This is a genomic window from Aquitalea pelogenes (genome assembly GCF_041914625.1).
GTDB lineage: Bacteria > Pseudomonadota > Gammaproteobacteria > Burkholderiales > Chromobacteriaceae > Aquitalea > Aquitalea pelogenes.
This window is the reverse complement of the sequence record NZ_JAYSDA010000010.1, coordinates 79,122-103,037: the sequence shown is the minus strand read 5'-3', so window position 1 is coordinate 103,037 and position 23,916 is coordinate 79,122. Positions and strand designations below refer to the sequence as shown.

15 protein-coding genes and 1 pseudogene are annotated in these 23,916 nt (G+C 59.5%); 4 read left to right on the top strand and 12 right to left on the bottom strand.

Going from position 1 to position 23,916, the window contains the following annotated elements:
• Positions 1-94 precede the first annotated feature (94 nt).
• Positions 95-1,216 (bottom strand): YcjF family protein, encoded by a 1,122-nt coding sequence (locus ACE3SE_RS10440; protein ID WP_374555103.1) that lies wholly within the window; start codon positions 1,214-1,216, stop codon positions 95-97.
• Positions 1,217-1,406: 190 nt separating this feature from the next.
• Here ACE3SE_RS10440 and ACE3SE_RS10435 point away from each other — a divergent pair, with 190 nt between their 5' ends.
• Together ACE3SE_RS10435 and ACE3SE_RS10430 are read left to right on the top strand one after the other, a co-directional pair.
• Positions 1,407-1,577 carry a hypothetical protein gene (locus ACE3SE_RS10435; RefSeq protein ID WP_374555101.1) on the top strand — a complete coding sequence of 57 codons (171 nt, stop codon included), beginning with the start codon at positions 1,407-1,409 and terminating at the stop codon, positions 1,575-1,577.
• Between the two features lie 172 nt (positions 1,578-1,749).
• The gene (locus ACE3SE_RS10430) at positions 1,750-2,436 is read left to right on the top strand and encodes a nuclease-related domain-containing protein (RefSeq protein ID WP_374555099.1); all 687 of its coding nucleotides are present in this window, start codon (positions 1,750-1,752) and stop codon (positions 2,434-2,436) included.
• Positions 2,437-2,483: 47 nt separating this feature from the next.
• Here ACE3SE_RS10430 and ACE3SE_RS10425 read toward each other — a convergent pair.
• The 6 genes and pseudogenes from ACE3SE_RS10425 to ACE3SE_RS10400 form a co-directional block, all read right to left on the bottom strand.
• Positions 2,484-2,669, bottom strand: a pseudogene (locus tag ACE3SE_RS10425) (IS1096 element passenger TnpR family protein); the annotation flags it as partial.
• A 366-nt stretch (positions 2,670-3,035) separates the two neighbouring features.
• On the bottom strand, positions 3,036-3,227 hold the full coding sequence (locus ACE3SE_RS10420) for an AlpA family transcriptional regulator (protein ID WP_374555097.1): 192 nt from the start codon (positions 3,225-3,227) through the stop codon (positions 3,036-3,038).
• Between the two features lie 72 nt (positions 3,228-3,299).
• Entirely contained in the window at positions 3,300-4,745 is a 1,446-nt protein-coding gene (locus ACE3SE_RS10415; protein WP_374555095.1) for a hypothetical protein, read from the bottom strand.
• 507 nt (positions 4,746-5,252) lie between these two features.
• Positions 5,253-5,591 (bottom strand): hypothetical protein, encoded by a 339-nt coding sequence (locus ACE3SE_RS10410; RefSeq protein ID WP_374555093.1) that lies wholly within the window; start codon positions 5,589-5,591, stop codon positions 5,253-5,255.
• 393 nt (positions 5,592-5,984) lie between these two features.
• Entirely contained in the window at positions 5,985-6,677 is a 693-nt protein-coding gene (locus ACE3SE_RS10405) for a hypothetical protein (protein ID WP_374555091.1), read from the bottom strand.
• Positions 6,678-7,114: 437 nt separating this feature from the next.
• Complete coding sequence (locus ACE3SE_RS10400; RefSeq protein ID WP_374555089.1) at positions 7,115-9,208, bottom strand: acyltransferase family protein; 2,094 nt, start codon at positions 9,206-9,208, stop codon at positions 7,115-7,117.
• Between the two features lie 353 nt (positions 9,209-9,561).
• Between ACE3SE_RS10400 and ACE3SE_RS10395 the strand changes: the two genes are divergently transcribed.
• Complete coding sequence (locus ACE3SE_RS10395) at positions 9,562-11,289, top strand: Na/Pi cotransporter family protein (RefSeq protein ID WP_374555087.1); 1,728 nt, start codon at positions 9,562-9,564, stop codon at positions 11,287-11,289.
• Between the two features lie 88 nt (positions 11,290-11,377).
• Entirely contained in the window at positions 11,378-12,235 is an 858-nt protein-coding gene (locus ACE3SE_RS10390) for a formyltransferase family protein (protein ID WP_374555085.1), read from the top strand.
• 75 nt (positions 12,236-12,310) lie between these two features.
• On the opposite strand, the gene ACE3SE_RS10385 is transcribed toward ACE3SE_RS10390, so the two are convergent.
• From ACE3SE_RS10385 to ACE3SE_RS10365, 5 genes are all read right to left on the bottom strand, one after another.
• The gene (locus ACE3SE_RS10385) at positions 12,311-13,696 is read right to left on the bottom strand and encodes an efflux transporter outer membrane subunit (RefSeq protein WP_374555083.1); all 1,386 of its coding nucleotides are present in this window, start codon (positions 13,694-13,696) and stop codon (positions 12,311-12,313) included.
• A gap of 5 nt (positions 13,697-13,701) precedes the next feature.
• The gene (locus tag ACE3SE_RS10380) at positions 13,702-16,803 is read right to left on the bottom strand and encodes a multidrug efflux RND transporter permease subunit (RefSeq protein WP_374555081.1); all 3,102 of its coding nucleotides are present in this window, start codon (positions 16,801-16,803) and stop codon (positions 13,702-13,704) included.
• Positions 16,800-19,907, bottom strand: coding sequence for an MdtB/MuxB family multidrug efflux RND transporter permease subunit (locus ACE3SE_RS10375; RefSeq protein ID WP_374555079.1), 3,108 nt, complete (start codon positions 19,905-19,907; stop codon positions 16,800-16,802). Before ACE3SE_RS10375 ends, ACE3SE_RS10380 begins: the two co-directional genes overlap by 4 nt.
• A 15-nt stretch (positions 19,908-19,922) precedes the next feature.
• A complete protein-coding gene (locus ACE3SE_RS10370; protein WP_131357483.1) occupies positions 19,923-21,182 on the bottom strand; it encodes an MdtA/MuxA family multidrug efflux RND transporter periplasmic adaptor subunit in 1,260 nt (419 codons plus the stop codon).
• A 236-nt stretch (positions 21,183-21,418) separates the two neighbouring features.
• Entirely contained in the window at positions 21,419-23,791 is a 2,373-nt protein-coding gene (locus ACE3SE_RS10365; protein ID WP_131357480.1) for a penicillin-binding protein 1A, read from the bottom strand.
• Between the last annotated feature and the right edge of the window lie 125 nt (positions 23,792-23,916).

Sequence of the window (23,916 nt, the reverse complement as noted above, 5' to 3'; positions counted from 1 at the left end):
TGAAATTTTGTAGAGCGCTGTCAGATTCAGGTAACGAGGGGGGAGCTACCAAGGATTCAGTCAATCCCGCTCCTCGTTCACACCGATGTTTAGTTCAGCTCTTTGTTGCACTGCTTATGGCATCTTTTAACGCACTTGTAATCAATGCAATATCGATCTCTTCTCCAGGATGCGTCGAACAGAATTCAAACAGGGCCGAGACATAGGCATTGCCCAGTGCCTTGGTAATCAATGCTGCCGTTGTGCCCGCAACCGCTCCACCAGCCACGGAACCCACGACGGGGATAAGTTTTAGAAGGCCAGATACGATCGCACGTCCTGCCAGTGTCGCTGCAGATGCTCCCAACACGGATGTAACAATTGTGGTCAGCGCGGCTGTGCTGATCTCCATGCCAAAGGTCACGCCGATCTTGGCCAGCATCCCGACCTGAATTGGAACGAGAACAACTGCATCAGAGAAGGGAATGGGCGTTGCTCCTGCGGTGGCCGCTAGACCTGCCGCAATGTTCACCTCCTTCTCCGCCTGACGCTTTTTTACTTCGAGGCCTCTTCGGATACGTGTCGAGAGTGCATTCGCATATGCACGCTTCTGCGCCTCGGGTAATAGCTCCAATGTTGCGTCGATCAGAGAGTCTAGACCTGTCGGAGGCAGAGTGGCATCGAGCTCTTCGATATGCTCGGCAATAGCTCGAACACACACGATGTTGGAGGCTCGAGCTAGAAGTTTCTTCGCGTTATTGGAGAATTCTTTATTCTTTCGCGATTTGGTGAGTACCACGACCACTGGGATGCCTGCGTCTGCGATCGTGTTGCAAAGCTCAACTTCAGCGTCCTCGACACGATCACTGCCCTCCTGGATGCAGAGCCATGCGACATGAATATGTCTGTTTTGGTCATCAGAGCCTGAACGTTCGCGGATGAGTTCGTCGAGTTCGCCCTTAGTGCTTGCATAATCAGCGACTTCCAAGCCTTTTGTATCGATGATTGTAAGCGGATGGCCCGGTTTGGTGATTTCAACAATCTTCTGGGTTACTGGCTTTCCTGAGCCAGTTTTTGCGAATTCGCCGCGGAAGACTGTGTTGATCAGCGTGCTCTTGCCAACACCAGTTTTGCCGACGGTCACAACGTTGACTCGACCGAGCCCCTTAGTTGCCTCACCAATGGCGACCTCAATTGCGTCGTGAAGCTGAAGTTCCTGTCCAACAGATGCGTTCATTTCTTTCCCTCAATTGAATCGAATTTTACAAATCAACAGTCCGGCGTACTGCTAGTCCATTGCGAATCACACATGGACCATGCTGATGATTATGGCATTTGCGCCATGTAACTTGGGATTGTACACATGACACTTCGTTATATAGAAAGTTAATTGTGGTAACGCGAGAACCGGACGTGGGGTCGCTGCCTTGCCACGCTGGCTGATGGAAGAGTACGGCAACAAGCTACCTGTTTATCCGGTACGCTTGAGGCCACATGGCATAGACAAACAGATTTTTTTTGGCTATCGCGATGGTGAAACCAGTATCGAATTCCTGCGTGCGTTTATTGATCTGGCCAGCGAATCGTCAGGGAAGTGAGGCAAGCTGGTATGTACAGGTCCGTCCGTAATTCTGTGTAACCCTGCCATTCGACGCCATCTTGTTGACAGGCGGCTTTGGCCGAGATCCAGCCAATTGGCATAACACATAGTCCACAGTCATACCGAATCCTGTAAAATCTTGTCATTCACCGCCACATACAGGTACTGACGTGATTGTTAAGGAGTTGGATCCGTTCCAGTCGGAAGACAAGCTGGCCAAGTCTGGCAGGGCTGCCGAAGAGCAGATGGCCTTTTACCTGAAGCGTTTCTTTGCTACCGATTCTGATGTCCTGGTACTCAATGGCGTACGGTTGGAAGAAGATGGCGACGCAGCTCAGATCGACCATCTGCTAATTCACTCTTACGGGCTGACCATCGTGGAAAGCAAGAGCGTCCACGGCAAGATCCAGATCAAAGATGATGGCCAGTGGATCCGATGGTTCGGTGCCAACCAATCCAAAGGGATTGCCTCCCCTCTCACCCAGGCCCGCTTACAAGAGCGCTTCTTCCGTAAAGCCTTGGGCATTGCTGCAAAGAATCCTGGCTTCTTCGACAAGCTCCAGATCGACACTTGCATTGCCATCTCAGATAGCGGGGTTATCTTGTGGCCAAAGAGTGGTCCTGTGGATAACGTCTGTAAAGCTGATCAGATCGCAGACAAGGTCATCGAGAGCAATGTCTCCCGTGCTCGTCAAATGCAGGAACCAGTGCTTTCAGCTGAGAACCGCAAGAAGATTGCAGCCTTCCTCTTGGCCAAAAACAAGCCACTGATCAAGCAGACCTTGGCACCTGCGGTGGAACAAGCATCGCCTGTTGATGAGGAGGCCTCCCCTGTCCTGGATACGGTCTCGGGGTAATCAGGATCAGGTTGGCCATAGCAGGTATCACCGATCACGAACTCATGCTGATGGCTACCGTGCCACCCCATGGCATGCTGGAAGATGACATGCAGCGTTGCCAGGGTAATAGACCCTGGTACCAGTAGCTGTCGCCAGATCAATGGCTCTGAATCAGTCAGCGCGATACGCAGCTGATAGACAGGCACAGATGAACGAACAATATGTAGATGCGGCTTGATGCCAGTCACCATACAGCTCCTTCGTCTACTGTTGCGATCAGTCTGCCTGGGTACCAATGTCCACTCAGGTCAGTACATGGCAATCATCCGAATTGCACTCTGCTTATGGGCAGTGCAATTCGTCTTGTCTGTCTACTTGAGCACCAATATCACCACTAGTTATTAATAACCATACAGTAATAGCAATAAAAGCATATTACCAATACCGAGAAAATGCAGCTCTACATTTCCCATATTGCTTGGATTGAATGACAAACTTAGGCCCGTACTCACGGACAAAGTGACCACGGTCTGCACTCTGGTAAAGCACCATGACCACCTCGGCCACGGTGCTTTACCAGAGAAGCGCATCATCCAGTCAAGAAAATCACCTATACATCATGCGTGGCTAAGATCACGCTCTTCAATTTTGGCCAGCATCCAGTCATCAATCTCGCTCTCAACCCAGCCGACACATCGCTCTCCAAGAGAGACTGACTGGGGAAACGCACTATCACTCATCAACTGGTACAGGGTGGAGCGTGACAAACCGGTCTTTTCAAGGACATCCTTCAAGCGTAGAAATTTCATGATGTGCAACCTGTGTGTTAGGACACATCATTCAGGTGCGCAGTAAAAATCTCACCGCATGGCCGTCGATACCTATGTCGAAATCTTGACTCTCTTCTTTCTTATCTGCACTTTCACACCGTTCACCTCAATCACTCCAAAAGGACGTGGCGGATTACCCACCTGTGGAAGCACAGGTAGTGATGGTTCCATTTTCTGATGTCCGGGCACTTCATTCGGTTCACTTGAGACGGTCTCCGCATCTGGCTTCGACCCAGAATGGTTACATTCAATCACATGTTTCTTTCCTCTCCGCCGCGCATTGAAGCTAGGAAATAGTGCACGCCACGGATCTGACTTAAGCCTGCTATCCTTGCCCATATAGATTGGAAGGCCATGGTAGGTTGTTGACTTCACCGCAGTGGGCTCTTGCTTTTTTTGGGTACTCGGCTTCGGCTTATTGCGAGGGAGTTGACCACGGCTATAGGTCACAAACCGCGGGTCGTCCTGGATGCTTAACCGCATCACCGCATCCAACTTAGTCATGTAATGGACCAGCATTTTTAGCTGCCTGTCCGCATCAGGCTCACCACGCTTCATCAGCCCGATAGCACAAAGCTGGTAGTTAACTGGTTTGGCTTGCAGCAAATAGGAGATGTGCCCCACCTTGTTCAAGCCCTGCATCCAGATACTGGCAATCATCTCAGCCTGCTTTGGTGTCGTGACTATCCGGCCATCAAAGAACAAAACAAGGTGAACCTTCCAGTTAAGATCGCCTCTTTCAAGCCTCCACACATAGCCGGTCAAACCATACCAGCTTTTTTCGAACCGCCTCTGGTTACGACTCCGCAAGAGCGTTGCCAAATCGTCTTTGATTGAGCCGGGAGTACACCGGGTTTCCCGGGTGTAGCTCAGCTCTAGTCGTTGCACATACAGATCTTTGTAGATTTTTTGCAAGCCGTTGATGTAGTCCTTGCAACCTCGTGCATTTTTGTTTGCAGTGCGTACCATCAGTTGTCGAGATGCCTCGAACTTTTTCTGTTTTACCTTTTCACGAAAATCCAAGACAAGCTGATTCCATGCACTCGCAAGCTCTGGGTCTTGGCTTGAAGAATGCGCGGAGTTCATGGTGCGAGGCCAAGAGTCTGTAACAGAGTCATTCAAGGCATTGACCAGCATCAACAGTAATCTCAGGTACGGATGTACCTCGTAATCTGACAAATGCAGCCACATCTCACGAAACTCATTGCTTTTGAGCCACTTCAGTTCCTCTACCAGATGAGTGGAATCAAATACGTCCACCCCAGCTTCGACTCTCACGAATCGGTATGGCAACGCATCAGCACCCAGCAAACGCACTGCCAGTCGCATTCCAGAAATGACCGTGCTGACAGCGTTTTGTAAGTCACCCACTACGATAGCTGGACCGTGGCCATCTAGCAGCACCCGCCCGGGGATCCAACTCCGACAAGAATCTCTCAACCCTTCGGCCGTTTTGTTGGAAATAGCCCCCCGACTTCCTGTAAAGCCTCGTGCCATCTGCACTCCCTTTGACGATCACTTTCCCTACAACCTGCCATCCCATAATCGGACATTCTCCCCCTTGCAACAAGCATGCTACAGATAAAAACAGTGCGCTCGTGGTAGATCAGGTAATCATAGGCAATGACAGGGGATAAGCGTGGTACATGGAACTGACTTTCCTTAAATAGGATCCATAATTATCGGCCCTATTTGACAAATATCATAAAATTAAAATTATCTAATATTAATAATTGCCGAAGAATTTATGACCGATGAACTCGGTAATTCCGGCAACTATCATGACCTAAAGTACGGCAGATTCAGGGGGATATTTGTTAGTGAAGGTGAGACTCTTGAGGGGATATCCACAGCAGAGATGAGGCCGGGATCATGTACCGGTCAACGTAAAACAGATAGGCAAGACAGCAGCATAGTTGACTACAAGTAAGTCAACCCAAACAGAACCGGAATGAGATGCAGACCATCATCACGATCGTGCTGGTAATCTGCATATTGTTCTTGTCAGGCTCTTTTGAGCTGCACGACGTTACCACCTTCGACCAAGGAAAGTTGACCATTCGCACAGAGCTCAAGTGCGCTCCCCAGCAGATCCAGTGTTTTACAGCGCTGTTCCCAATGGGTATGTCTTGCATAGCGCCCTGTCGTTTTGGCATCAGGCCTTGCATGAACCAGGACCCGGGCAACCATGTCCCGCTCAATTCCCAGCTCTTCCATCCGCGTGGCTACCGTGCGGCGCAAGTCATAAAAAGTCCATTTACCGCCAGGAAGGTTGTAGAGGCCGTAGTCCTGCTTGGCACGACAGCACTTCATCCGCTTGGCAGGATGTGCCTCACGATTCACTGGGTGCACAACAGAACTACAATCGAGCGTTTACACAGATGTTTGGCCGTGAGTCGAGACCAATCCATCTGCTATACTTGCGTCGTGTGTTGGTGATCTATTTCAGCCCCGCAAACACTTGCAATGACAACGGCAAGCAGTTTTAATTCGGTTCCCTCCGAACGTCGCAAAATCACCATTTTTCGCTACGTTGGTACAAATGTTGGTACATTTTTAGACGGTTTAAAAATTACCACATAAAAATCAGCAAGATGGGATACAAATCCGATTCCTGTCGGGGCACCACTTGCACTGCACTGTGCATTCACAAAAATCCACAAAGCCGCATCCTGTAAAGGAATGCGGCTTTTTTTATGCGTTGCTCTAACAGCAGTCAGCTGACATTGCCAGCATTCAGTCATCCCGCCCCAAATTGCTTCCCCTCTCCCTGTCCGCCGCCCGTACCGCATCGCGGTCGGGATATTCGCCGATACGCACCAGCCGGGCGATGATGGCTGCGCGGCTGCGGCCCATGCTTTGCGCGATGCTGGCGCAGTCGGGAGCGGCGGGGTCGTGCCAGCTGGCGCGTAGCCGGGCGTCGTCGCTGGTGCTCCAGGCTTTGCCGGCATTGGGGTTGCTGTCACGCTGCCGGTCAAGGTCCGGCAGTGGCAACGGTGGCGGCTGGCTGGCCCACCAGGCGGGCTGGCCGGCTTGTTCCAGCCGCAGGTCGTCCGCCTGCATGGCGCTGGCCTGGTCGGCAAAATAGCCTTGCTTCACCAGCCGGGCGAGGATGGCGGCACGGCTGCGGCCCAGCTTCTCAGCCAGATCTGCACTGGTGACGGTGCTGGAGGTTTCCCACAGCGCACTCAGCCGGTTGTCTTCGGCAATGCTCCAGCGCTCGCCAGCGCGGCTGTGACCGGGACGGACCGGAGCAGATGGCGGAACGGGCTGGCCGGCATGCTGCTTGCTTACCCTTTTGAGCTGCTGGTAGTAGATGGCGCGGGCCTGGTCCAGCGCCGGGTCTTTCGGGGTGTGCAAGGCCTGGCCGCGGTGTAGCGGGTCCTGGCCCAGTATCAGTTGTTCGACGATTTCCAGTTCCCGGAGCATGGTGTGGCCCTCTCTTGTTTCCGGCGTGGCGAGGCTTGCCGAAGCTGGCAACGCTGCGCTTGATGATGCAAGTATGGCGGGCTTGTTGGCTTACGGTCCATTCTTGCACTGGTGAGGCTGATTCTTGGCCTTGGTGGTGCGTGAGCCGGCCTCGAATGCCGAAATGCAGAGTGAGCTAAGCAACTATGCCGCCAATGCGGCCACACAGCACAAAGCCGCCATCACAGGCGGCTTTCAGGCTACTGACCAGCGTATCTGGTGCGCTTGTATTGGACCCGGCCAGGCCGGGCCTGCCGACCAAGTAATTGATCCCGCAGCCTGTCTATCTAATCCCCCCCGCCCTTACCCTGTAAGGGTGCCTCGCTTTTCTTTCAGAAAGAGTGAAGGTTTGAAAGCCGCCATCACTGGCGGCTTTCTCTTGATCAGGGCGGATGACTTCAGGGTTTGGCCAGCGGCTGCAAGGCCCAGTCGAATACCGGTTTGAAATCGGCTGCCATGGAACGGGCCATGCTGGCGGTGATGTGGTTTTTGTCCTGATAGCGGATATGGCCGTTCTGGCTGGCGTAGCAGGTGGTGGCATCGCAGAAATGGTCGAAACCATCCCAGACGCGCACATTCGGCGCCTGACTGGCCACCTTGCGCAGCATGGCCACCACGTCGGCGCGTTCTGCCTCGGCTTGCTGGCGGCTGACATTACAGGCAGCGGCTCCCAGCCGTATCACGCACTCTGGCGGCGAGCGCTGCATTTCCGGCTCCGGCAACACCAGCACCAGCTTCAGCCCCAGTTGCTGCAGGTAAGCGGCATTGCGCTGTAGCGCCTGTTGCAGCACGGCCAGCGAGGTGGCGCGGTCCAGCGGTGCCATGCCCACCTGTTTGTCCCACACGCTGTCCGGCATGCCGTTCTGCCCGGCGGCCAGCACGGCAATGCTGTTTTCACCCGGTTTGTTGAGTGCGGCATAGCCGCTCCAGCGCACATTCATCAGCACGCCGCTGACGCCCTGTTGCTTGAGCTGCGGCAGTTCGTCCCGCACCGCACGGGAAAAGTTGGTGCACCAGGTGCGCAGCTTGCCCTCGCCCACCGGGGTGACATCCGGCAGTGGCGGGCAGCCGTGGTACACCCGGCGCAGGATGGCAATATGCTGTTGCTGCGCCAGGGTTTCATACAGCGGCATCAGGTGGTCGGTGTGCGAATCGCCCCAGGCCAGCAGCCTGACCGGGCCATTGCGCTGGCCTTCCACGCACTGCGCCACCGGCGACAAGGGCAGGCCGTCCTTGGGCATGGCGCAATTGCCGTGCATGACCATGGCGTCACCCTTGGCCTGCAACAGTGCCTGATGGCCGGACCACGGTGCGCGTGGCAACAGGAACATGGCCACATTGCCCAGCAGCCACATGCCCACGATCATGCCAAAACCGCTCCACAGCGTGGCCTTGGTGGCGGTGAAGGCGCGCAGTTTTTTCTGGCGGATGGGTTGCTCGACATAGCGATAGCTCAGCCAGGACAGCAACAAGGCCAGTACGCCGCCCAGCAGCAGGTCGCGCGGCAGGCTGCGCTCACCCAGGCCCCAGTAGCGGCCCAGCGCCAGCAGCGGCCAGTGCCACAGGTAAAAGCCGTAGGAAAGGATGCCGATGTCGGTCCAGGGCCGACGCGCAGCCAGACGGCTGACGGCATTGTCCGCATTCAGCTGGCCACCCAACAGGAACAGCACACTGCCCAGCACCGGCAACAGCACGATGACGCCAGGGAACACCATGGTTTCGTTCAGGCCCAGCACCGAGCCCAGCAACAGCAGCAAACCGGTGCCACTGGCTACGCCAGCATGCGCTTTCCAGCCAGCAGGTAGCGGAGTGATGGCCAGCAGCGCACCGGCGGCGAATTCCCAGGCGCGGGTGGGCATCAGGTAAAAAGCGCGCGGGGTTTCGTGATAGGACAGCCACAGGCAGTAAGCGAGCGAGGCGACAAAAATCAGCCACAGCAAGGGAGGCAGGCTGCGCGCCACCTTGTGCGGCTGACGGCCATTCAGGCGGTACAGCCCCCACATGATGAAGGGCCAGGCCAGGTAATACTGTTCTTCCACCGCCAGCGACCAGGTGTGCAGCATGACGGTGAGGTCGGACGCGGAATTGAAATAATCAAACGCATGCTGCAAGAAATGCAGGTTGGCCGACAGCAATGCCACGCCGCGGATTTCCCGGCCAAGCTTGTTCTGGTCGTCCGGCAGCAGCACAAAGTAGGACAGCAGCAACACCACGCATACCATCAGCAACAGTGCCGGGCCCAGACGGCGAAAGCGCCGGGCATAGAAGGCCTTGAAGTCGATGCGACCCTGGCTGATGAGCTCCTGCCGCAGCAAGCCGCTGATCAGGAAGCCGGAAATGACGAAAAAGATATCCACCCCGACAAAACCGCCGCCAAAACCCGGCACGCCGATGTGAAACAGCACCACGGCCAGCACGGCCAGTGCACGCAGGCCATCGATATCGGGACGGTAACTGCCAGCATTCACGCTGGAGGAAGGACGAAGAGACATGGAAGGCCTGGCACCCGGCAGACGGCATCGGATGGATGCAGCGCAACAGGTGGCTATCTGTGGATAAAGAGCCGCCCATTGTATAGCGGGCGGCGCATGCGTCAAAGCACGGCGCAGCTTGGTGCTGCACTGCAAAGTCCACATGGCGCTTGCGTGGTGGGTGAGGTATACCGAAATCAGCTGCCGGCACGGCATTTGCTACGGATTTACACAAGAACAGGTCGCCTGCTGGCGGATTTTGCCGGTTGACCCCTCCTACACTGGCAGGATGTCAGCCGGGCCGCCGCCCACTAGTCAGCCACAGCACGCCTGCTGCGGGCTGACCCAGGCAGCACATCGTCGGGGAGAACAATATGGTGACTTCCATCCTGCTGGACCTGATGGGAGGCGTGGCGCTATTGCTGTGGGGCCTGCACATGGTGCACAGCGGCATCGTGCGCGCCTTTGGTGCCAGCCTGCGCCGGGTCATGGCTACGGTATTGCGCACCCGCCTGCAGGCCTTTCTGGCCGGGCTGGGCATTACCGCCCTGCTGCAAAGCAGCACTGCCACCGCGCTGATGCTGTCATCGTTTTCTGCCTCCGGCATGGTGGAGCTGGCCCCGGCGCTGGCGGTGATGCTGGGGGCCAATGTCGGCACCACGCTGATTGTGCAGCTGCTGTCGTTTGACTCCTCCGCCATCTCGCCCTTGTTGCTGGTGCTGGGTGTGGTGGCTTTCAAGCGCAGCCGTGATGCCCGGGGGCGTGACCTGGGCCGGGTGGCCATTGGCCTGGGCTTGATGCTGCTGTCGCTGCACTTGCTGCTCACCAGCCTGGCGCCGGCGGAAAACGCGCCGCTGGTGCGCGAAATCCTGTCGGCCATTACCGGCGAGCCGCTGCTTACCCTGCTGCTGGGTACCGTGCTGACCTGGCTGGCGCACTCCAGTGTGGCCACGGTCTTGCTCACCATGTCGCTGGCCTATTCCGGCTTCATTCCGCCACTGGCCGCCTGTGCGCTGATTCTGGGTGCCAATCTGGGCAGCGCGCTCAACCCCTTCATCGAAGGTTTGTCCAGCAGCAATCCGGCGCACCGCCGACTGCCGGCGGGTAATCTGCTCACCCGGCTGGCAGGCTGTGCACTATTCCTGCCCCTGCTGGACCCGTTGCTGGGCTGGCTGGGCCAGCTGGAGGACAATCCGGCGCGGCTGGCGGCGGACTTCCACACCCTGTTCAATGTGGTGGTGGCGCTGGTATTCCTGCCGCCCATCCAGCCCTTGTCGCGCTTGCTGTGCCGCTGGCTGCCGGACAGCAAGGCCGCGGACGACCCGGCGCAACCGCTGTATCTGGATGCCAGCGTACAGGGCACGCCCAGCGTGGCGCTGGCCTGTGCCGCCCGCGAGGCCCTGCACATGGGCGATATCGTGGAAACCATGCTGCGCGAATCCATGCAGGTGTTGCTGGGCAATGACCGCAAGCTGGCACTGGCGGTTTCGCAACGCGACAACGCGGTGGACAGCCTGTACGAGGCCATCAAGCTGTACGTGGTGCAGCTGACTCGCGACAGCCTGGATGAGGCCGAAGGGCGGCGGGCGATGGAAATCATGGCCTTGTCGATCAATCTGGAGCATATCGGCGACATCATCGACAAGAACCTGATGGAGCTGGCCAACAAGAAGATCAAGCATCAGCTGCAGTTCTCGCGCGAAGGAGCGCAGGAACTGGAGGCCTTTCACCGCCTGATCATCGACAATCTCAAGCTGTCCTTCTCCGTGTTCCTGACCGGCGACGTCAAGGCGGCACGCCAGTTGCTGGACGAAAAAACCCGGGTGCGCGAACTGGAAATGCAAGCCGCCGAAAGCCATATGGCACGGCTGCGCGAAGGCAGGCTGGAAAGCATGGAAACCAGCTCGCTGCATCTGGATATCCTGCGTGACTTCAAGCGTATCCACTCCCATCTGTGCGCCACGGCCTATCCGGCGCTGGAAGCCAGTGGTCAGCTGCGCCCCAGCCGCCTGCGCAAACCGGCGGTGTCCGCCACACCAGCCAGCAGTGATGGCGCTGGCAGCGTACATCCAGCCCCGCCGCCGTCAGCCGGGGCGTGCTGAGCAGAATTGTTAAGGTGTTTGCCAGTCCGGCCCCGACAGGCCGACAAGCTGGTATATCTGTCAGCCTGATTCATGCCCGGATGCCGCCATGCGCTTTGCCATTACCCTGACCGACCGTTTCAAGGTGCTGCTGGACCTTGCCTTGATGGCCGGCTGGCAGCCGTTGAAAATCTTCACCTGCCCGCTGGATGGCAAGATCCACGACAACCGGCTGGTGGTGGAACAGGCGGCCCGGCTGGGCATTCCCGTGCAGCTGTCACCAATGACCGAGGCGGATCTGGCCGCGCTGGCCGCCCAGGGCTGCGAAGCCCTGCTGCTGGGCAGTTATGACTGGAAAGTACCGGACTGGCGGCCTTACCTGCCCCGTGCGGTCAACTTTCACCCCTCGCCGCTGCCGGAGGCGCGCGGGCCGTTTCCGCTGGTACGCGCCATTCTGGAGCAACGCAGCCAATGGGGGGTGAGCTGCCATGTGGTGGAGCCGCGCTTTGACAGCGGCGCGCTGCTGGATCAGCAACTGTTTGCCCTGAGTCCGGATGAAACCCTGGCCACGCTGGAGTGGAAATGCCAGTTGGCACTGGAGCAGCTGGGCCGCCGCGTCATCGCGGATTTCGCCAGCTTGTGGCAACAGGCCAGGCCACAGGGGGCTGGCAGCTACTGGCCGCGCTGGAGTGATGCCGAACGCACGCTGAACCTGCGCGGCCCACTGGACGCCGTCCTGCGCCAGTTGCGCGCCTTTGGCGATATCAACTGCCTGGCCGAGGCCAATGGCGTGGGCTTTGTAGTGCATCGTGCCCACGGCTGGCTGGAGCCACACAGCCACACGCCCGGCACCCTGCTGCGCAGCGTGGACCTGTCCATGCTGTTTGCCGTGCAGGATGGCTATCTGGTGATCAGCGAATGGAGCGTGCAGTCCCCCGGTGCCATCAGCGGTCGACGGCCATTCTGAGCGCCGTTATCCGATTGCTCATTCCACGAAAAACAGCCCTTGACGGGCTGTTTTGCATGGCGGTAATACCGGCAGCTACCACTGGCCACCGAGAGCAGCAATCAAGGCCACGCTGGCGGTGTACTGGCGGTTTTTCAGGGTCCACAGGCTGTTTTCGGCGCTGATGCGGCTGTTTTGCGCGGTCAGCACATTCAGATAACTCACCACCCCGGCGCGATACTGGTTGAGTGCAATGGTTTCCGCCCGCTGCGCCGCAGCCAGTGCCGCTTGCTGGTACTGCATTTCCTCGTCCAGCAGCGCCTGGGCGGACAGATTGTCCTCTACGGCCTGGAAAGCGGACAGCACGGTCTGGCGGTAGCTGGCCACGCTGGCGTCGTAGCTGGCCACGGCGGCGGCGGTCTGTGCGCGGCGCAAGCCACCGTCAAACAGGGTGAGTGCCAGTTGCGGCCCCACGCTCCAGATACGGTTGGGCAGGCTTACCCAGTCGGCAAAGCTGCTGCTCTTGTAGCCGCCGCTGGCAGTCAGGTTCAGCGTGGGAAAGAACGCGGCCTTGGCAATGCCGATTTCGGCATTGGCCTGTGCCACCGCCCGCTCTGCCGCCGCGATGTCCGGACGGCGCTCCAGCAAGGTGGACGGCAGGCCGGCGGGCAGTTGTGGCAGATGGGGCAGGGTTTTGCTGACCGGCAGCGTGAAGCTGGCCGGGGCCACACCCAGCGAGGCGGCGATGGCGTGCTCCAGCTGGGCACGGCTCAGCTGCTTGTCCACGCGGGCGGCCTGAGCGGTTTTCCAGCTGCTTTCCGCCTGCGCCACGGCATCATCCGACACCATGCCCACGGCAAACTGGTTGCGGGTGAGCTGCAGGGTTTGCAGCAGATTGGCCTCGCTGTCCTGCAATTGCTTGAGCTGCACATCGGCCGCCACCAGTTGCAGGTAGGCAGTAGCCAGCTGGGCCTGGCTGCTCAGGCGGATGGACGCCAGTTGGGCGGCGCTGGCCGCCTCCTTGGCATTGCCCGCCTCCACCGCGCGGCGCACCGTACCCCACAGGTCCACTTCCCAGCTGGCGCTGGCAGACAGATTGTACTGATTGCTGACACTGCCGCCCGCCGTTGTCACCCCGCGGGTTTTGCTGGCGGTGCTGCTGATGGTGGGCCACAGGCTGGCTTCGGCCTGATCCAGCAAGGCGCGGGCATTACGGTAATTGGCCTCGGCCTGGGCAATGGTGGGGCTTTGCCGGTTGAGGGTGTCCATCAGGCTGTCGAGCTGCGGGTCCTGATACACCGCCCACCAGTTGCCACGCGGAGCGGCATCTTGCGGAGTGGCGGTTTTCCAGCGGCCGTCTTCCTTGTACGTTGCCGGAATGTCCATCTTGGGCCGGGTGTAGTCCGGGCCGATGGCGCAGCCTGCCAGCAGCAGGCTGATCAGGCCGGCCAGTACCAGCCGGGACGGGGTGAATGCAGACATGCGTGTCATTCCTTGTGTGCGGCAGCAGCCCGGCTGCGCCAGTTGTCACGCCATTGCTGGCACCACAGGCGGAAACGGTCCAGATACAGGTAAACCACCGGCGTGGTGTACAGCGTCAGCAACTGGCTGAGCAGCAGGCCACCGACAATGGAGATGCCCAGCGGGGTGCGCATCTCGGCACCGTCGCCATGCCCCAGTGCCAGCGGCAATGCGCCAAACAGGGCGGCCAGCGTGGTCATCATGATGGGGCGGAAGCGCAGCAGGCAGGCTTGCAGAATGGCATCGTGCGAACTGAGACCCTGCTCGCGTTCGGCACTGAGGGCAAAGTCGATCATCATGATGGCGTTTTTCTTGACGATGCCGATCAGCAGCAGCACGCCGATCAGCGCGATGATGTTGAATTCGCCACCGGTGGCCAGCAGCGCCAGCAAGGCCCCTACCCCGGCCGACGGCAACGTGGACAGGATGGTGAGCGGATGCACCACGCTTTCATACAGCATGCCCAGCACGATATACACCGCCACCATGGCAGCCAGAATCAGCACCGGCTGGCTGCCCAGCGAATCCTGGAAGGACTTGGCCGTACCCTGGAAGCTGCCGTGTATCGACGATGGCAGGCCGATGTCCGCGGTCGCCTTGTCGATGGCGGCAGTAGCGTCGGACAACGAACTGCCCGGCGGCAGGTTGAAGGACACGGTGGTAGCGGCAAACTGGCTCTGGTGGTTCACCGCCAGCGCGGTATTGGTGGGCTGCCAGCGGGCAAAGGCGGATAGCGGAATCGGCTGGCCGGTGGTGGTTTGCAGATAGATGCTGCGCAGGCCTTCGGCGCTTTGCCAGTACTGGGGTGCCACTTCCAGCACCACGTGGTACTGGTTGAGCGGGTTGTAGATGGTGGACACCTGGCGCTGGCCGAAGGCGTCGTTCAGCACCGAATCCACTTGCGACTGGGTCAGGCCCAGGCGCGCCATGGCGTCACGGTCGAAGGTGAGCGTGGTTTGCAGGCCCTTGATTTCCTGATCGCTGCTGACATCGGCCAGCATCGGCAGTTTTTGCAGCGCCTGCTGTACCCTGGGCGTCCAGCGGCGCAGCTCTTCCAGATCATCCCCTTGCAGGGTGTACTGGTACTGGGCATTGGCCGCCCGTCCACCCACGCGGATGTCCTGCACCGACTGCAAGAACAACTGCGCCCCCGGCTCGCGCGCCAGCCGCTTGCGCAGGCGGGCAATCACCTGATCGGCGCTTTCCGTGCGCTCACCCAGCGGCTTGAGGCTGACAAACATATTGGCGGTGTTGCGCTGGCCGCCGCCGGTAAAGCCGATCACCTTGTCCACTGCCGGGTCCTGCCCTACCGCGTCGATAAAGCGTTGCAGCTTTTGCTGCATGGCCTGGAAGGAAATGCTCTGATCGGCCTTGATCATGCCGGTGAGACGGCCGGTGTCCTGCTGCGGGAAAAAGCCTTTGGGCACGATCACATACAGATAGACATTCAGCGCAATGGTGGCCGCCAGCATCAGCATCATCAGCGGGCCGTGGCGCAGCGCCCAGCCAAGGCTGCGGCGATAGCCGGCCAGCATGGCGTCGAACATGCGCTCGCTCCAGACAAACAGGCGGCCCGGCTTGTGTTCGCCATGGCTTTTCAGCCAGCGCGCACACAGCATGGGCGTGGTGGTGAGCGACACCAGCAGCGACACCAGAATGGCCACCGACAGCGTGACGGCAAACTCGCGGAACAGGCGGCCGATGATGCCGCCCATCATCAGGATGGGAATGAACACCGCAATCAGTGAAATGCTCATCGACAGCACGGTAAAACCCACCTCACGCGCGCCCTGCAAGGCGGCCTGGAAGGGCTTCATGCCGTTTTCGATATGGCGGGCAATGTTTTCCAGCACCACGATGGTGTCGTCCACCACAAAACCGGTGGCAATGGTCAGCGCCATCAGGCTGAGGTTGTTGAGCGAAAAGCCGCACAGATACATCACGGCAAAAGTGCCCACCAGCGATACCGGCACGGTGATGGCAGGAATGGCGGTGGCACGGCCATTACGCAAGAACAGGAAGACCACCAGGATGACCAGCGCGATGGAAATCAGCAGCGAGCGCTCCACCTCGGACAGCGAGGCACGAATGGTGGAAGTGCGGTCCATCACCACCTGCATCTTGATGGCGGCGGGAATGGACGCCTGCAACTGCGGCAGCAAGGCCTTCACCCGCTCCACCGTTTCGATGATGTTGGCACCCGGCTGGCGGAACAGGATGATCATCACCGCCGGTTGCTTGCCCAGCAAACCGGCATTGCGCACATCCAGTACCGAATCCTTTACCTCGGCCACGTCGGACAGGCGCACTGCAGCGCCGTTCTTGTAGCTCACCACCAGCGGCAGGTAGTCGCTGGCCTTGCCGGCCTGGTCATTGGCCTGTACCTGCCAGTGACGCTGGCCGTCCTCGACAAAGCCCTTGGGCCGGTTGGCATTGGTACTGGTGATGGCGGCGCGCACCGTTTCCATGCCGATACCGTAATGGTTCAGCTGTAGCGGGTTCATTTCCACCCGCACTGCCGGCTGTGCGCCGCCACCGATATTCACATCGCCAATACCCTCCACCTGGGCCAGCTTCTGGCCAAGGATGGAGTCGGCGGCATCGTACATCTGGCCGCGGGTGAGCGAGTCCGAGGTCAGGCCGATGATCATGATGGGCGCGTCGGCCGGGTTCACCTTGCGGTAGGTGGGGTTGGACGGCATGCCGGTGGGCAGCAGCGACCGGGCCGCGTTGATGGCGGCCTGTACATCGCGTGCGGCACCGTTGATGTCGCGGTTGAGGTCAAACTGCAAGGTAATGCGGGTGGACGCCAGCGAGCTGGACGAGGTGATTTCGGTCACCCCGGCAATACGCCCCAGCGCCCGTTCCAGCGGGGTGGCCACGGTGGACGCCATGGTTTCCGGGCTGGCACCGGGCAGCTTGGCACTGACCGAGATGGTGGGAAAATCCACCTGCGGCAAGGGCGACACCGGCAGCAGCTTGAAGGCGAGAAAGCCCGCCAGCAGGATGGCCAGCGTCAGCAGCGTGGTGGCAATGGGCCGCCGGATGAAGGGCGCGGACGGTATCATGCCTCGGCCTCTGCCTGGTCATCGTCAGCGGCATGGCCTGGACGCCGCCAGCGCCGGGCCAGCCGGTCGAAGGCCAGATAAATCACCGGGGTGGTAAACAGCGTCAGCACCTGGCTGACCAGCAGCCCGCCCACCATGGTGACACCCAGCGGCGAGCGCAATTCGGAACCCATGCCGCTGCCCAACATCAGCGGCAGCGCGCCCAGCAGCGCCGCCATGGTGGTCATCAGGATGGGGCGGAAACGCAGCAGACAGGCCTGGTAGATGGCATCGCGCGGGCTCATGCCCTGCTCGCGCTCGGCCTCCAGCGCAAAGTCGATCATCATGATGGCGTTTTTCTTGACGATGCCGATCAGCAGGATGATGCCGATGATGGCAATCACCGACAGGTCTTTGCCGGACACCAGCAAGGCCAGCAGGGCACCGATACCGGCCGAGGGTAGCGTCGACAGGATGGTGATGGGGTGGATATAGCTCTCGTACAGCACCCCCAGCACGATATACATGGTGATGATGGCCGCCAGGATCAGCCACAGCGTGTTGCTGAGCGAAGCCTGAAAGGCCAGCGCCGCGCCCTGGAATCTGGTATCCAGACTGGCCGGCATACCCAGTTCGGCTTCAGCCTGACGGATGGCCTCCACCGCCGGGCCCAGTGCCGCGCCCTTGGCCAGGTTGAACGAGATGGTGGTGGTGGGGAATTGCCCCAGATGGTTGATGGTGAGCGCGGTCGGGCGCTGTTCTATGCTGGCCACCGTATCCAGCGGCACCGGGCCGCCACTGGCGGTGGGCACGTAGATGCCCTTGAGCGACAGCGGGCCTTGCTGGTTCTGCGCGTCCACTTCCAGCACCACGCGGTACTGGTTGGTCTGGGTGAAGATGGTGGAAATCAGCCGCTGGCCAAAGGCGTCGTACAGCGCATTGTCGATGGCTGCAGTGGTGACGCCCAGCCGGGCGGCGGTATCACGGTTGATGTTGACATAGGCTTGCAGGCCCTTGTCCTGCAAGTCGCTGGCCACATCCGCCAGTTGCGGCAGCTGGTTCAGCTTGTGCACCAGCTTGGGCACCCATTGCGACAGCTCGTCCGGATTGGTGGCCTGCAGGGTGAACTGGTACTGGGTGCGGCTGACACGGGTATCGATCGACAAATCCTGCACCGGCTGCAAATACAGCGACATGCCCGGCACGCTGGCGGCACTTTGTTGCAGGCGGGCCAGCACGGTGCGGATGTCATCACGTTCGCCCTTGGGCTTGAGGTTGATTTGCAGGCGGCCGCTGTTGAGCGAGGCATTATTGCCATCCACCCCGATGAAGGACGACAGGCTGTCCACCGCCGGGTCTTTCAGCAAGGCCTGGGCCAGTTGTTCCTGCTTCTGCGCCATGGCGCTGAAAGAAATACTCTGCGCCGCCTCGCTGCTGCCCATGATGGCGCCGGTGTCCTGCAAGGGGAAAAAGCCCTTGGGCACCGCCACATACAGCAGCACGGTGAGCAGCAAGGTGCCCAATGCCACCAGCAGGGTGAGCTTTTGCCGTTCCAGCACCCAGCCCAGCATCTGGCCGTAACGGGCAATGATGCGGTCGAAGAAGGCCCCGCTGGCATGGTAGAAACGGCCCTGTTTTTCTTCCGGCACGTGCTTGAGCAGGCGCGCGCACATCATCGGTGTCAGGGTGAGCGAGATGAAAGCCGAAATCAGGATGGACACCGCCAGCGTGATGGCAAATTCACGGAACAGCCGCCCCACCACATCGCCCATGAACAGCAGCGGAATCAGCACCGCAATCAGCGAGAAAGTGAGCGAGATGATGGTAAAGCCAATCTGCTGCGAGCCCTTCAGTGCCGCCGCCATCGGCTTTTCGCCTTCCTCGATGTAGCGGGCGATGTTCTCGATCATCACGATGGCATCGTCCACCACAAAGCCGGTGGCAATGGTCAGCGCCATCAGGGTGAGGTTGTTGATGGAAAAGCCGGTGAGGTACATCACGCCAAACGTGCCCACCAGCGACAGCGGCACCGCCACGGCAGGAATGATGGTGGCCGGCACATTGCGCAGGAACACGAAAATCACCATCACCACCAGGCCGATGGCCAGCATCAGTTCAAACTCGACATCCTCCACCGAGGCACGGATGGTGACAGTGCGGTCGCTCAGCACCTTCACATCCACCGCGCCGGGCAAGGTGGATTGCAGTTGCGGCAGCAAGGCCTTGATGCGGTCGGTCACCTGGATGACATTGGCCCCCGGCTGACGCTGCACATTCAGGATGATGGACGGCGTCGTACCAGCCCAGGCTGCCAGCCGCATGTTTTCTGCCGCATCAACGACCTTGGCCACATCGCGCAAGCGCACCGCCGCGCCGTTCTGATAGGCGATGATGACGTTCTGGTATTCCTCGGCCGACTTCAGCTGGTCGTTGCCATCCACGGTGGAAGCTTGCTGCGGGCCGTCAAAACTGCCCTTGGCCTGGTTCACATTGGCATTGCTGATGGCAGTGCGGATGTCCTCCAGCGTCAGGCCACGCGCGGCCAGTGCCTTGGGATTGCTCTGGATGCGCACCGCAGGTCGCTGACCGCCACTGAGGCTGACCAGCCCCACGCCCGGCACTTGCGACAGCTTTTGCGCCAGCCGGGTGTCCACCAGGTCTTCCAGCTTGGTCAGCGGCAGGGTGTCCGAGCTGACCGCGATGGTGAGAATCGGCGTATCCGCCGGGTTCACCTTGCTGTAGATCGGCGGATTGGGCAGGTCGCTGGGCAACAGGTTACCCGCCGCATTGATGGCGGCCTGCACTTCCTGTTCGGCCACATCCAGCGTCAATTCCAGGCTGAACTGCAAGGTAATCACCGATGCCCCGCCAGAACTGGTGGACGACATCTGGGTCAGCCCCGGCATCTGGCCGAACTGGCGCTCCAGCGGCGCGGTAATGGAAGACGTGATGACTTCCGGGCTGGCACCGGGGTATTGGGTCACCACCTGGATGGTGGGATAGTCCACCTCGGGCAGGGCCGATACCGGCAGCAGCTTCCAGGCCACCAGACCGGTGAGCAGGATGGCCAGCATCAGCAAGGTGGTGGCCACCGGCCGCAGGATAAAGGGACGTGAAGGGTTCATGCCGTAATCCCGCGCTTAGTTGGCGGCAGAGGCGTGCTGGCGCTGGCCGCCCCAGCTGCCACTGGCGGCATGCTGCTTGCCCCGGCCCTTGCCTTTGCCATTCCCATCGGCTGCATTCTGCATGGCCCGGTCGATCACCTTGATCTGCGCACCTTCACGCAGCTTGTCCAGGCCATCCACCACCACTTTCTGACCGGGCTTCACGCCCTCTTCGATAATGGTGTTGTCGCCGGATACCGCACCGGTTTTCACCTTGCTGATGCTGACGGTCTGGTCCGGATTCACCGTGTAGACATAGCTGCCCACCTTGCCCTGCTGCAAGGCCACGCTGGGGACTACGATTGCATCGGGCTGGTCGCCCAGTTGCAGGTGCACATTGACAAACTGGTTGGGGAACAAGACGGCATCAGCATTGGCAAAGCGCGCCTTCAGGTTCACCGTGCCGGTGGTGGTGCTCAGCTGGTTGTCGATGGCCAGCAGCTCGCCATCGGCCAGCTTGTGGCGGTTGTCACGGTCCCAGGCTTCCACCTGCAATTTGCCCTTGGCGGCACGCGCGGCAGCCAGCACCTGGCCAAGGCTGGTTTCCGGCACGGCAAACAACACATTAATGGGCTGGGTCTGGGTAATCACCACCACGCCGTTGCTGTCGCTGGAGTGCACGATATTACCCAGGTCCACCTGACGCAGGCCGACACGGCCGGACAAGGGCGCAGTGATGCGGCTGTAATCCAGTTGCAGACGGGCGGTGGCCACCGCGCCCTGATCCAGCTTCACCGTACCCTGATACTGGGCCACCAGCGCCTGCTGGGTATCCACCTGCTGCTTGGCAATGGAATTCTGCGCCAGCAGCTGCTGGTAACGGGTGAGGTCCAGCCTGGCGTTTTGCAGCAGTGCCTGGTCGCGCATCAGCTGGCCTTCGGCCTGAGTCAGCGCAGCCTGAAAGGGACGCGGGTCCAGTTCGGCCAGCAGCTGGCCTTTCTGTACCAGCTGGCCCTCCTCAAAATGCAGGGCCATCAACTGGCCATCCACCCGGCTGTGCACCGTCACCGTATTGGTGGCAGTCACCGTGCCCAGAGCCTCCAGCTGCAAGGGCGCATCCTGCTGCATCACCGGGGCCACCGCCACGGCTACCGGGCCGCCACCGCGCTTGGGTGCGGCTGCATCCGGTGCGGCACTGCGATGACTGCTCCACCACCAGCCACCAGCCGCCAGTGCCAGCAGTAACAGGGAAACATTGCGCAAGGTATGGGTGGATTTGGCAGGAGCGGCAGACATATTGGTTTTCCGGGAAAGGAGCAGCTTAAATTGTCAGCGGAGTCAGGATCGACAGGCCTGATGCAAAGCAGCAAACAGGCTGAGATGATATGGAATCCCTTTGCCCTTGCCTATCGACAAGCTGTTTATAGTTGTTAATCGTCCGGCATCCGCTACATCCTGCCGGATGTGACCGCCAAGCAGACATGAAAAAGCCCACCCTGGACGGGGTGGGCTGTGATGGACTGCAATCTGGCTCAGAACAGCATTTCCTTGACGTTTTCCACGGCATCCTTGGCAGCAGGCGCGTTCGGATCTTTCGCGGCAGGGTCGTCTGCCGCAGCATCAGAAGCGTTACCGCCCGGAATGCTGCCGTGGTTGTCAATCTTCAGTTCCGGATTGGTCTTCTGGAATTCTTCGTAGTAGTACTCGTCACCACCACGCTGACCGGCACCCGGTTTCACCACGATGCCGGCAGGCACTGGCAGTTCCACTTCCGGCACGCCCTTGAGCGCGTTGGCCATGTAGTTCATCCACACCGGCAGCGCGGCGGTGCCACCATAACCGTAACGGCCCAGCGAGCGCGGCTGGTCGTAACCCACCCAGGTGGCTGCCACCAGATTGGGGTTGAAGCCGACAAACCAGGCATCCTTCCAGTCGCTGGTGGTACCGGTCTTGCCGGCCAGGTCCATGCGGCCCAGGCTCATTGCCTTGGCTGCCGTACCGTAGCGCACCACATCTTTCAGCATGGAAGTCATGATGAAAGCATTGCGCGGGTCGATGGCCTGCGTGGCATTCTGGCCGGCCACCGCAGGCTGGGTCTTGGCCAGCACATGGCCGGACTGGTCTTCGATGCGGTCAATGAAGTAGGCCTTGATGCGGTAGCCACCATTGGAGAACACCGAATAGCCTTCCGCCATCTGCAGCGGCGTGGCCGCACCGGCCCCCAGCGCCATGGTGAGGTAGGCCGGATGCTGTTTGGGCGAGAAGCCGAAACGCTGGATATATTGCTGGGCGTAATCGGTTCCCAGCGCCATCAGCAAGCGTACGGACACCAGGTTTTTGGATTGGGTCAGCGCACGGCGCAGGGTAATCAGGCCGGCAAATTTGCCATCGTCATTCTTCGGTTCCCAATTACCGGTACCCGGCGCACCAGGCACGGTCAACGGGGCATCGTTGAACATGGTGGATGGCGTCACACCGCGTTCGATACCGGCGGAATAGATAAAGGGCTTGAAGGTGGAGCCCGGCTGACGCCATGCCTGGGTCACGTGGTTGAAGCTGCGACGGTTGAAGTCAAAGCCGCCCACCAGCGACTTGATGGCACCGCTACGCGGGTCCATCGACACGAATGCCCCTTCGACATCCGGCATCTGTACGATTTCCCAGTAGCCCTTGTCATTGGCACGCACACGGATGACCGCACCGCGGCGAATCTGTTTATCCGCTGCCAACTTGGGGTTGAGCGCACGGCGGGCAAATTCCAGGCCCGGCCCCTTGATGACCGCCACCTTGCCGCCGCGCAGGTAGGCGCGCACTTCGGACGGGCTGGCAGACAGCACGATGGCCGCCTGCATGTCGCCACTGTCGCGAATTTCAGACAGTGCATCGTCCAGCACTTCGGTCTGGTCTTCTCCCTCTGCCGAGGCCAGATCGATATAACTTTCCGGGGCACGGTAACCCTGCTTGCGGTCGAAATCGATCAGGCCGGCACGCAGTGCGTCATAAGCCCATTGCTGGTGATGGCTGTCCAGCGTGGTGTAGACCTTGTAGCCCTCGGTATAGGCAGCATCCTTGTAGCGTTCGTACATGGCCTGACGGACCATTTCCGCCACGTACAGGGCCGGCTGATTGGCGTCAACACTGGCGCTGGCCAGATGCAGCGGCTCTTTGATGGCCGCGTCATACTGGTCCTGGGTAATGAAATTCAACTCGCGCATGCGGCGCAGCACATACAGCTGACGCAGGTGGGCACGCTCCGGATTGACGATGGGGTTATAGGCGGAAGGTGCCTTGGGCAGGCCGGCCAGCATGGCCATTTCGGCAACGCTCAGGTCGGTGATGGGCTTGCCGAAATAAGCTTGTGCGGCAGCCGAAAAACCGTAAGCGCGCTGCCCAAGATAAATCTGGTTGAAGTACAACTCGAGAATCTGATCCTTGGAAAGCGTATGTTCGATTTTGAAAGCAAGCAAAGCTTCATTAAACTTACGTGTGAAAGTCTTTTCACTGGAAAGAAAGAAATTCTTGGCCACCTGCATGGTGATGGTACTGGCACCGGAACGGGCATGACCGGACACCAGATTACCGACGGCAGCACGCATGACACCCATGTAGTCGATGCCGCTATGCTGATAGAATCTTTCATCCTCGGCAGCCAGCAGTGCTTGTTTCATCAGTTGCGGGACTTCATGGATGCGGGCGAACGAACGGCGCTCTTCACCGAACTCTCCCAGCAACTGGCCATCTGCCGAGTAGACGCGCAGTGGAATTTTTGGACGGTAATCCGTCAGCACATCAAGACTTGGCAAACGCGGGTAGGTTATGATGATGGCAATGGCTGCCGCACCGGCTGCCAGCACGGCCCCACCAATGACCAAACCGGCCAGAATCGCAAGAAGTCGTTTGAACATAATTACAAATAGGCTTTCGGAAGAAAGCGGATTATAACGTCTTGTGAGAACTAGCAAGACAAACATTGACAGCGACAGTGCAAAAACTGTCGCACTAGACCATTTCGGGGCCTTAACTGATGCTA